The organism is Sphingomonas changbaiensis NBRC 104936, from assembly GCF_000974765.1.
GTDB lineage: Bacteria > Pseudomonadota > Alphaproteobacteria > Sphingomonadales > Sphingomonadaceae > Sphingomonas_B > Sphingomonas_B changbaiensis.
Genome location: NZ_BBWU01000052.1, coordinates 98,419 through 108,365 on the forward strand (window position 1 = coordinate 98,419; position 9,947 = coordinate 108,365).

General features: G+C 68.6%; 10 protein-coding genes. 3 read left to right on the forward strand and 7 right to left on the reverse strand.

Going from position 1 to position 9,947, the window contains the following annotated elements:
* Nucleotides 1–8: 8 nt before the first annotated feature.
* A complete protein-coding gene (locus SCH01S_RS15275) occupies nucleotides 9–1,916 on the reverse strand; it encodes a potassium transporter Kup (RefSeq protein ID WP_046349686.1) in 1,908 nt (635 codons plus the stop codon).
* Nucleotides 1,917–1,993: 77 nt separating this feature from the next.
* On the opposite strand from SCH01S_RS15275, the gene SCH01S_RS15280 reads away from it, so the two are divergent.
* Nucleotides 1,994–2,608, forward strand: a complete 615-nt coding sequence (locus SCH01S_RS15280; protein WP_217995442.1) for a class I SAM-dependent methyltransferase — start codon at nucleotides 1,994–1,996, stop codon at nucleotides 2,606–2,608.
* Here the strand turns inward: SCH01S_RS15280 and SCH01S_RS15285 are convergent.
* The 6 genes from SCH01S_RS15285 to SCH01S_RS16665 form a co-directional block, all read right to left on the reverse strand.
* Nucleotides 2,605–3,051, reverse strand: coding sequence for a DMT family transporter (locus SCH01S_RS15285; protein ID WP_046349688.1), 447 nt, complete (start codon nucleotides 3,049–3,051; stop codon nucleotides 2,605–2,607). The genes SCH01S_RS15280 and SCH01S_RS15285 overlap by 4 nt on opposite strands.
* A 39-nt stretch (nucleotides 3,052–3,090) precedes the next feature.
* Nucleotides 3,091–3,987 carry a lysozyme inhibitor LprI family protein gene (locus tag SCH01S_RS15290; protein WP_046349689.1) on the reverse strand — a complete coding sequence of 299 codons (897 nt, stop codon included), beginning with the start codon at nucleotides 3,985–3,987 and terminating at the stop codon, nucleotides 3,091–3,093.
* Between the two features lie 27 nt (nucleotides 3,988–4,014).
* On the reverse strand, nucleotides 4,015–4,629 hold the full coding sequence (locus SCH01S_RS15295; RefSeq protein WP_046349690.1) for a hypothetical protein: 615 nt from the start codon (nucleotides 4,627–4,629) through the stop codon (nucleotides 4,015–4,017).
* Between the two features lie 152 nt (nucleotides 4,630–4,781).
* Entirely contained in the window at nucleotides 4,782–6,734 is a 1,953-nt protein-coding gene (gene ftsH / locus SCH01S_RS15300) for an ATP-dependent zinc metalloprotease FtsH (protein ID WP_046349691.1), read from the reverse strand.
* A gap of 155 nt (nucleotides 6,735–6,889) precedes the next feature.
* Nucleotides 6,890–7,816, reverse strand: coding sequence for a tRNA lysidine(34) synthetase TilS (gene tilS / locus SCH01S_RS15305; RefSeq protein WP_157033015.1), 927 nt, complete (start codon nucleotides 7,814–7,816; stop codon nucleotides 6,890–6,892).
* A gap of 42 nt (nucleotides 7,817–7,858) precedes the next feature.
* Entirely contained in the window at nucleotides 7,859–8,032 is a 174-nt protein-coding gene (locus SCH01S_RS16665; RefSeq protein ID WP_157033017.1) for a hypothetical protein, read from the reverse strand.
* A 247-nt stretch (nucleotides 8,033–8,279) separates the two neighbouring features.
* On the opposite strand from SCH01S_RS16665, the gene SCH01S_RS15310 reads away from it, so the two are divergent.
* Nucleotides 8,280–9,356, forward strand: coding sequence for an aspartyl protease family protein (locus SCH01S_RS15310; RefSeq protein ID WP_169746406.1), 1,077 nt, complete (start codon nucleotides 8,280–8,282; stop codon nucleotides 9,354–9,356).
* A 74-nt stretch (nucleotides 9,357–9,430) separates the two neighbouring features.
* On the forward strand, nucleotides 9,431–9,880 hold the full coding sequence (locus SCH01S_RS15315; protein WP_046349693.1) for an FKBP-type peptidyl-prolyl cis-trans isomerase: 450 nt from the start codon (nucleotides 9,431–9,433) through the stop codon (nucleotides 9,878–9,880).
* Nucleotides 9,881–9,947 lie beyond the last annotated feature (67 nt).

Genomic DNA, 9,947 nt, shown 5'->3' on the forward strand with positions numbered 1-9,947 from the left:
CGAGAATCTCACACCTCGATCCGGGTGCCGAGCTCGACCACGCGGTTCGGCGGTATGCGGAAGAATTGGGTCGGGTCGGACGCGTTCTTCTGCAGGAAAATGAAGATGATGTCCTGCCAGAAGGGCATGCCCGCCTTGCGCGCGGCGCCGACCGAATTGCGGCTGATGAAAAAGGAGGTGCCGCCCGGATCGGACGCCACCTGCCCGTCGCGCAGCAGATCGGCGGGCACATCCGGCGTTTCCATATAGCCGTAGGTGAGCGTCGCGCGCGCGAAGCGATCGTCGAGCCGTTCGAGCTTCAGCCGCTCGCCAGGCTGGGTGTGAGGCCGCGGCGCCGTCGCCACCTTCAGCACGATATTGTGCCGGTGCAGCACCTTGTTGTGCTTGAGGTTATGGAGCAGCGCCGCCGGCGTCACGCTGGCATCGGAGGCGAGGAACACGGCGGTCCCCTCCACCTCGCGCGGCGGCCGGGCGGCGAGCGCGGGGACAAGGCTGTCGAGCGGCACGGTGTCGCCGTGGACCTGCGCCGCGAGCAGCGCGCGCCCCTTCACCCAGGTCACGATCACCACGCCCAGTAGCGCCGCGATCAGCAGGGGCACCCAGCCGCCCTCGCTGACGCGCAGGATGTTCGCGCCGAAGAAGACGAGGTCGAGCGCCAGCATGGGCGCGATCAGGGCGAGCGCGAGCGGCAGCCGCCATTTCCACAACCGCCGCACGACGATGAAGGCGAGGCAGGTAGTGATCACCATCGTGCCGGTGACGGCGATCCCGTAGGCCGCGGCCATCGCCGACGAGCTGCGGAACCCGTCCACCAGGATCAGCACGCCGGCGAGCAGCAGCCAATTGACGACGGGCAGGTAGATCTGCCCGGAATGATGTTCGGACGTCTGCTGGATCGACAGGCGCGGCAGCAGCCCCAGCGCGATCGCCTGCTGGGTCAGCGAATAGGCGCCGGTGATGACCGCCTGGCTGGCGATGATCGTCGCAAGGGTCGCCAGGATGACGAGCGGCGCGCGAAAGGCATCGGGGGCCATCAGGAAGAACCAGTCGGCGTTCTGAAAGACCTGGCCGGAGCGCTGCGCCGCCTCCTGCGCCGCGAGCGCGTAGGCGCCCTGCCCCAGATAATTGAGCGACAGCGCCGGGAAGACCAGCGCGAACCAGCCGATCCGGATCGGCCGCCGTCCGAAATGGCCCATGTCCGCGGTCAGCGCCTCGGCGCCGGTCACGGTCAGGAACACTGCGCCGAGCACGAACAGGCCGGTCACGCCATGGCCTGTCAAAAAGCTGATGCCGTAGAGCGGGTTCAGGGCGAACAGCACCGCGGGCGTGTCGGCGATGTGGAGCAGCCCGAGCCCGCCGATCGCGAGGAACCAGACGATGCACACCGGGCCGAACAGCCGCGCGACCCGTGCCGTGCCATGCGACTGGATCGCGAACAGCGCGACCAGGATCGCGACCGTCAGCCCCAGGATCAGCCGCACGTCCATGCCGCCCAGGCCGGGCACCGTCTTCAGCCCCTCGACCGCCGAGAGCACCGACAGCGCGGGCGTGATCGTCGCGTCGCCATAGAACAGGGCGGCGCCGGCCGCGCCCAGCGCGAACACGATCGGCGCGGGCCCGGAGCGCGCCCGCTTCGCCAGCGCCATCAACGACAGCACGCCGCCTTCGCCATTATTGTCAGCGCGGAGCAGGAAGGTCACATATTTGACCGTGACCACCAGGATCAGCGCCCAGAGCGCGAGCGACAGCACGCCCAGGATCTCACTGCGATCGATGCCGCCACCGGCGCTCTGCGCCAGCGCTTCGCGAAAGGCGTAGAGCGGGCTGGTGCCGATATCGCCGAAAACGACGCCGATCGCGCCGATGGTCAGCGCGGCCGTCTGCGCGCGCGAAGAGGGGGCCCCGGAACCGTGCATAAGCTGGCGGAAGCAGGTCTGGCCGTTAAGATGCCATGGGACACGGACGGCCGACGCATAAAGAAGGCATAAAGAATGTGAATGACGGGCAGGCCCATTGGGAGCAGGTCTATTCAACCCGACCCGCGGAGACCCTCAGCTGGTTCCAAGTTGCGCCGGAGCCTTCGCTCGACGCAATCCTGGGCCTCGCCCCCACGAAGGAGACGCCGATCATCGACGTGGGGGGCGGCGCATCGGGCCTGGTCGATGCGTTGATCGATCGCGGGTTCGCGGACGTGTCCGTGCTCGACATTTCCGCCGCTGCGCTGGCGCAAGCGCAAGGCCGGCTCGGCGCGGCAGCGGCGCAGGTGCGATGGACAGTGGCCGATGTTACCCGCTGGACGCCGCCCCGCACCTACCGAATCTGGCACGACCGCGCGGTGTTCCATTTCTTGACTGAGCCGGAGCAGCGCGCTGCCTATCGTCGCGCGTTGGAGGTCGGGCTGGCGCCAGGCGGTTTCGCGATCCTCGGCACGTTTGCGCCAGAAGGGCCGGAGCGGTGCAGCGGGTTGCCGGTCAGCCGCTACGACGCGGACAGACTAGCGGCCGAGCTCGGGCCCGAATTCCGCCTCCTTCGCGATTGGCGCGAGGCGCACCGCACACCGGGCGATACGAGGCAGCTTTTTCAGTGGTGTGTGTTACGTCGGCGCTAGCCGCGTCGCACCAGGAATGCGCCGGCGAAGACCAGCACCAGGCCCAGGATGCGCGCGAGCGTCGCCGGCCGGGGCTCGAGCCCGAGCAGGCCGTAATGGTCGAGCAGCAGGGCAGCGGCGAGCTGGCCAGCGACGGCCGCGGTCAGCAGCGCGCCGACGCCGATGCGGGGCGCAACGAACGCTGCGACCGCGACGAAGAAGGCGCCGTAGAGGCCGCCGGCCCAGGCATACCAGGGCAGCGCCCGCGCGCCCGACAGGCCGCGCGGCGCCCCGCTTGCCAGTAGCAGGATCGCCAGCGCGATCGTTCCCACGACGAACGAGATCAGCGCCGCCAGCACCGGCGAGCCCGACGCGCGCGCGAGGATGGCGTTGGTCGGCGCCTGTACCGCCATCAGCACGCCGCCGATCAGCGCGAGGAGAATGTAGAGAATGCCGGCACTCATCCGGCGCCTTTGCGCCGGGTTTCCGCCATCCGCAACGGCCTAGCCGCCGGCGGCGATGCGGTCGATCTCGTCCATGCGATCCCGATAGGCGGCGACGATGCAGGCCGGGCTGCGGCAGCGTTCGCGGCGCGCGAGAAAGCGGTCCTGCGTGCCCAGCAGCACCGCGCGCGTGTCCCGGTCGGAATCGTCGAAGGCCCTGCCGTAGAGCGACGCCGCGACGCGGTCGTAAGCGGCAAGGCGCTCGTCGCCACAGAGCATCCGTTCCGCCCGCGAGCGCATATCGCGGCAATCGAAGCTGGGACGGCCTCGCGCCGCGAGACGGGGCTCGAGCGCGGCCGAACGCCGCCGTGGCGGTGCAGCGGCGGGCGGCGGGGCGACGCTTTCCGCTGCCTCGACAACGGGCGGCGGCTTGTTCTGGGCGACGCGCAGTCCGCTCTTCAGATCGATCGCGGCCAGCCGGTACACGATCGGCTCCGCACCCCGGAGCGGATAGGCGCGCGCGATACCGTTCGATGTTGCCTGCACCGCATATTTCACGTCCGCGGAAAGCTGACGGTCGCCATTGAACGCGTCTTCGAAACCGGGCGGCAGGTCGATCACCATGCGCCCTTTGCAGACGGTGACGTTCAGCGCATCGTCCCGGCCCTCGACCGCCGCATCATCCATGCGCACCACGGCGGCGGCCGCGAGCCGGTCGAGCGTCGCGGCATCGCCGGCGCGGATCGTCTTCGCCTTTTCGAACGCGAGCGCCTTCAGCCGCTCATACGCGGCCTGGCTCGCGCACGCTGTCCGGGCGGCGGTCTGCTGTGCGCGATTGTCTCCGGCCTTGGCGGCTTGCGGCGTGCGCGGCTCAGTCTTGTGGCAGGCGGACAGGACCAGAGCCGCGAGCAGCGCGATCGTGCCGATCCTCGACCACCCCCAGACCAAGTGCTGCATCCGCGTCCTCCCGGACATGAAAGCCAATCAGAACTGCAGACTGCCCTCGTTCACACGTCGTTCCAGCGTCGCGCGCATCGAGGGTTGCGGACTGGTGCGGCGCTTTCCGCGTGCGGCGTAGAAAAGGGCGCCGGCCGCGGCCCCGACACCGGCGAGCAGCAGGAGGGAAACGACCAGCGACGGATCCGGTTGACGAGCGGCGGCGCCGGCATTTTCCGGAAAATCGAACGAAATCGTCGCGTTCGCGCCCGACCGCTTGATCGCGATGCTCGCGCCGGCGTCGAAATCGCTCCAGCGCGGGCCGTCGCGCAGGTTTGTCGGCGGGCCATAGCGGCCGACGAGAAGCTGATAGGCCAGATCGTAATCCTGACCGTCGAGGACGATGTCGAGCGAGCGGGCCTTGTGCGCCGGGTTCAGGGCAAGCGTCGCCCGGGCGACCGGAAGCCCGCCGAAGCTGGCGCGCGCGAGGGCGCACCGACTGCCGCCGTCCCGGCCGGCATCCGCGCGGCACGCCCCGAGCTCTGCCCGGTTCGAGAAATCGGCGGCGCCGTTCACGATGCCGAAGGTGAGGGGCTTCGCCTCGGCCGCCGACCAGCCGGTCATCCCGAGAACGGCGAAGGCCAGGACAGCGGCGCGATTCATGAAGGTCAACCTCCCCGGAAGCAACGAGGCCGGCGTGCGGCCCGAATGCACTACGCATGGGAGGCGGAACGGCTGCAAAGCCGCGCAAATCGGACGGTCCGGACACAAAAACGGCGCCGGATCGCTCCGGCGCCGCCTTGGTGATGCTGGTCTCAGGCGCCTTGCGGGGCCGGATCGCCGAACGGACCCGGCTTGCGGGGCTTGGTCTTGGGGATCGAGCTGCCGCCGGCGATCAGGGGCACGATGCGGCCCTTGTTCTGATCCTCGCGGCCAATATCCTCGCCCTTGATCGCACGCTTCGCTTCCTCGCCGGTCAGCGTCTCATATTCGAGCAGGTTTTCGGCAAGGCGATGAAGTTCGTCGAGATTTTCCGTCAGCACGTTGCGAGCGGTCGCCTCGGCTTCCTCGATGATCCGGCGGACTTCCTGGTCGATCAGCCGCGCCGTCTCTTCCGACACGGTCTGCGACCGCGCGACGGAATGGCCGAGGAACACTTCGTCCTGGTTGTCGCGATAGCGCAGCCAGCCGAGCTTTTCGCTCATGCCATATTCCATCACCATCGCGCGGGCCATGTCGGTCGCCTGCTGGATGTCGTTGGACGCGCCGGTGTTCAGCTCGTCCTTGCCGTAGATCAGCTGCTCCGCGATGCGGCCGCCGAAGCAGAGCGCAAGGCGCGCCTTCATCTGCTTCATCGACATCGAATAGCGGTCGCGTTCGGGCAGGTTCCAGGTCACGCCCAGCGCGCGGCCGCGCGGGATGATCGTCACCTTGTGCAGCGGATCGCAGCCGGGGACGTGGAGCGAGACGAGCGCGTGGCCGGCCTCGTGATAGGCGGTCGCCTTCTTCTCGTCCTCGGTCATCACCATGGACTTCCTTTCGGCGCCCATCATGACCTTGTCCTTGGCCTCCTCGAACTCCCGCATCGCGACCAGGCGCTTGCCCTTGCGCGCGGCAAGGAGCGCGGCCTCGTTGACGAGATTGGCGAGATCGGCACCCGAGAAGCCGGGCGTGCCGCGCGCGATCGTGCGGCTGTCCACGTCCGGCGCCAGCGGCACTTTCTTCATGTGGACGGCGAGGATCTTCTCGCGGCCCTCGATATCCGGGCGCGGCACGACGACCTGACGGTCGAAACGGCCCGGGCGAAGCAATGCAGGATCAAGAACGTCCGGACGGTTGGTCGCGGCGATGATGATGATGCCTTCGTTCGCCTCGAAGCCGTCCATCTCGACCAGCAGCTGGTTCAGCGTCTGCTCGCGCTCGTCATTGCCGTTGCCGAGGCCGGCGCCGCGATGGCGGCCGACCGCGTCGATCTCGTCGATGAAGACGATGCAGGGGGCGTTCTTCTTCGCCTGCTCGAACATGTCGCGCACGCGGCTCGCGCCGACGCCGACGAACATTTCGACGAAGTCGGAGCCGGAGATTGTGAAGAATGGAACGCCCGCCTCCCCCGCGATCGCGCGGGCGAGCAGGGTCTTGCCGGTGCCGGGCGAACCGACCAGCAGCGCGCCCTTCGGAATCTTGCCGCCCAGACGCGCGAACTTGGTCGGGTCCTTCAGGAAATCGACGATCTCCTGCAGCTCCTCGCGCGCCTCGTCGATGCCGGCGACGTCGTCGAACGTCACCTTGCCGTGCTTTTCGGTCAGCATCTTGGCCTTGGACTTGCCGAAGCCCATCGCGCCCGAGCCCGCATTCTTCTGCATCTGGCGAATGACGAAGAACGCCACGCCAAGGATCAGCAGGAACGGCAGCGACTGGTAGAGCAGGATCATCCAGAAGCTCGGCTCTTCCTTGGGCTTCGCCGAGAATTTGACGTTCTTGGCGATCAGCCGGTCGATCAGGCGCGGATCGTCCGGCGCCTGGGTGCGGAACGTCGAATCGTTGGTATAGGTCCCGCTGATGATGTTGTCGGCGATCGCGACGTCCTTGACCGAGCCGTCATCGACCCGCTGCAGGAATTCCGAATAGGGAATGCCCTCCCCGCTCGCCGTGCGGGTCTTGGTGTCGAACATCGACACGAACAGCACGAGCGCGAGCACGACGCCGAGCCAGATCAACAGGCTCTTCATCCAGGGATTGGACGCGTTCGGATCCTTCTTGTCGTTCATCGCAGGCGAATCTCACGGGAAACAGGCCCACAACATAGGTGGCGGAGGGTTAACCGACAATGGCGGGCCAAGAAGGGAATTCTCACACGAAGACACGAAGTCACGAAGGGATTTCGCGCTCGTCTAGCTTTGTGCCTTCGTGTCTTCGTGTGAGCTTATTTTCGCGTCCGGCGCGGGGGTGCCGGTGTGAAGGTCCAGCGCTCCCCCGGCGTCGCCTTGAGGGGGCCGAGGGTGGCGGTGCGGCCGGAGTGGAGGGCGGCGGTCAGGCGGGCGAGGTCGGGGCCGCGGGGGGTCTCGCCGTGGGCGGCGAAGATGCGGAGGAGGATGCGGCGGAGCAGCTCCGGCGGCAGGCCTTCGGGATCGAGGCTGGCGCCGTCGAAGCGCTCGGCCAAGGCGCGATCCGCCGCCCATTCGAGCGCGGCTTCGGATGCGGCCAGATGCGCCGCGCTGTGCGCCAGCCGCGCCGGATCGAGCCAGTCGGTCGCGGCCAGCAGCGCGCGCGCCGCCGTCCGGTCATAGCGGGGGTCGGCATTGCTCGGATCGCGCGCGGGCTCGATGCCGGCCGCGGCGACGATCGCCTCGAGCTCGGCCTTGCGGCGATCGAGCAGCGGCCGGACCAGCGTCACGCCCGGGCAGAGCGGGCGGGCGGCGCGAATGCTGGCAAGGCCGGACAGGCCCGCCCCGCGCGCGAGGCGCATCAGCAGCGTTTCCGCCTGGTCGTCGGCATGATGCGCGGTCGCGATGTGGGTGAGACTGTGGGCCACGCACCATTGCCCGAGCGCGGCATAGCGGGCCGCGCGCGCGGCGGCCTGGAGACTGCCCTCGACCCGCACGGTCAGGATGTCGTGCGGAACCCCGATCCGGGCGCAGAGCGCGGCGGCGGCCTCCGCCTCCGCACGGGAGTCGGGGCGAAGCTGGTGGTCGACGGTCGCGGCGCGGAGCCGATCCGGCCGGGCGCGGGCGGCGAGGAGGAGAAGCGCGAGACTGTCGGGGCCGCCGGACACTGCAAGGCCCAGGGGCGCCTCGGCCGGGATGTCGAACACCGGAAGATCAGGCTGTGCGGGGAGATCGGGGGCGCTCACCGCCTCCCCTTACCGCGGCACGTGCCGGAGCGGAATTCGCTGCTATTCGGCGGCGCGCGGAAGGCGGTCGGCAGCGCGGGCCCTTTGCGCCCGGTCGTGAACGCGGCGCGCATAGAGATAGCCGACGAGAGCAGCGATCAGTCCACCGATCGCGGGAGCCAGATTAGCCAGCACGTCCATCCCGTGAAAATAATCCGCCTTTCCGGACAGGTCCACTCAGCGAGCGCTGCAAAGGGGTGTCGTGAAAGGCGAGACACCGCGGTCGCCCTCACCCCGCTCGCGCCTTGCGCGAGTCGCCCTCTCCCGCCGGGAGAGGGAGTGCATGCTGCCGTCGTCGAAAATCTGCGGCGGCTTATGGAAGAATGGTGGAAGCTGGTGGTGTGCGCTATTCTCGGTCTCGGCTGAAGCGGCGATCGGGACAGAGGATATTTGTCCGGCGGACCGGCGCCCGGGAGCGACATGGATGCGGCACAAGAGAGGGCTTCACGGGCTGGCGGTCGTGTCGGCGCTGGCGTTGTCCCTGACCTGTGCGAGCGGGGCTGCAATGGCGTCGGGCGGGCGCAAGCCGCCGCCGGTCGATCCCGCGGCAAAGATGCCGCCGCTTCCGCCCGCCGTGATCGACGACACGCTGGCGATCGGCGGGGAGGACATCGACGCGCGCAAGGTCCGCACCCGGATGACGGTCGCAGTTCAGGTGAACGGCCATGGCCCCTACCGCTTCGTCGTCGATAGCGGGGCCGACACGTCCGTCGTCGGCCGGCGCCTCGCTAGCGCGCTGCAGCTGCCGGCGGGCACGCCGGTGCTGTTGAACGGCATGACGGACAGCAGCCGGGTCGATCGCGTGCTGGTCGATGCGCTGCAGCTGGGGGAAAGCACCATCACCGACCTGCAATTGCCCGCGTTGCAGGAACGGGATTTGGGCGGCGAGGGGATGATCGGCATCGACGCGCTGGTTCAGCAGCGGCTGATGATGGATTTCGAGGCGCGCACCATCAAGGTGGAGGACGCGCGCCAGCCGCCGCCTCGAGCCGCCGCCGACGAGATCGTGGTAGTGGCGCGGCTGCAGCGCGGCCAGCTGATCCTGACCCAGGTTCGGGCCAATGGCCGATCGGTCGACGCGGTCATCGATACCGGGTCCGAAATCACGATCGGCAATCTGGCGCTTCGCGACCAGCTGATCCGCCGCGATCCGGACAAATTCACGACGATCGGCGTGACCGGCGTGACCGGCGTCACCGTCAACCTGCAGCTGGCGCGCGTCGCCGAGCTACGGCTGGGATCGGTGATCCTGCGCAACGTGCCGATGGCGTTCGCAGAGGTTCCGCCCTTTGCCGTGTTCGGCCTTTCCGACAAGCCGGCGCTGCTGCTGGGCACCGACATATTGGAGACGTTCCGCCGGGTGTCGCTCGATTTCCGGGCGCGCAAGGTGCGCTTTCAGCTCAGGCGGTGCGGGTCGACCGGGATCGTGATCAGCACGTCCCCGACATCGTCACTCGCGCGGCTATCGTCCGACCGCGGCAGCGAGGCCTGCCGACGGTGAGGTGAGAGCGTTCGCGTAAGCGGGGCGGCGGCGCGGCATTGCGAAGGTGCGCGTTTCCGCATTAGCCTGCCCCGATGCGCCATCCCCTCATCTGCCTCGGGCTGCTCCTGCTTCCCGCCTCCCCGTCGCTGGCCGCCGAGACCGGACGCGTCGTTCGCCTGCCGGGCCTTGAATACAAGGTCCTGCACTCCGGTCCCGCGGACGGCGTGCGGCCGACCCGCGCCGACCGGGTTTCGATCCGCTATGTCGGGCGGCTGGCGGACGGCAGCGTGTTCAGCACCTCGCCCGACAATGGCGCGAGCCCGACAAGCTTTGACGTGCGGGTCGTCATTCCGGGGTTCAGCGCGCTGGTGCAGCTGATGCGGCCGGGCGACCGGTGGGAGTTCCGGATTCCGGGCTATCTGGGCTATGGGCGCGAGGGCAAGAAGATGACGTCCGGCGACGGCTCGCTGCGCCGGGAGATTCCGGCGGATGCGGCGCTGGTGTTCGATGTGGAACTCGTGGGCGTGACGCCGGCGGGGTGATGCCGTCGGTGCCGCGCGCTTCGGGGCGGCTCGGAATGTCTTGGAACGACCCACTGCAGGTATTAGC

Bases quoted from the DNA above. Each gene is read 5' to 3' on its own strand.
- SCH01S_RS15275 (WP_046349686.1), bottom strand. From the start codon at position 1,916: ATGCACGGTTCCGGGGCCCCCTCTTCGCGCGCGCAGACGGCCGCGCTG.
- SCH01S_RS15285 (WP_046349688.1), bottom strand. From the start codon at position 3,051: ATGAGTGCCGGCATTCTCTACATTCTCCTCGCGCTGATCGGCGGCGTG.
- SCH01S_RS15290 (WP_046349689.1), bottom strand. From the start codon at position 3,987: ATGCAGCACTTGGTCTGGGGGTGGTCGAGGATCGGCACGATCGCGCTG.
- SCH01S_RS15295 (WP_046349690.1), bottom strand. From the start codon at position 4,629: ATGAATCGCGCCGCTGTCCTGGCCTTCGCCGTTCTCGGGATGACCGGC.
- ftsH (WP_046349691.1), bottom strand. From the start codon at position 6,734: ATGAACGACAAGAAGGATCCGAACGCGTCCAATCCCTGGATGAAGAGC.
- SCH01S_RS15310 (WP_169746406.1), top strand. From the start codon at position 8,280: ATGCGGCACAAGAGAGGGCTTCACGGGCTGGCGGTCGTGTCGGCGCTG.
- SCH01S_RS15315 (WP_046349693.1), top strand. From the start codon at position 9,431: ATGCGCCATCCCCTCATCTGCCTCGGGCTGCTCCTGCTTCCCGCCTCC.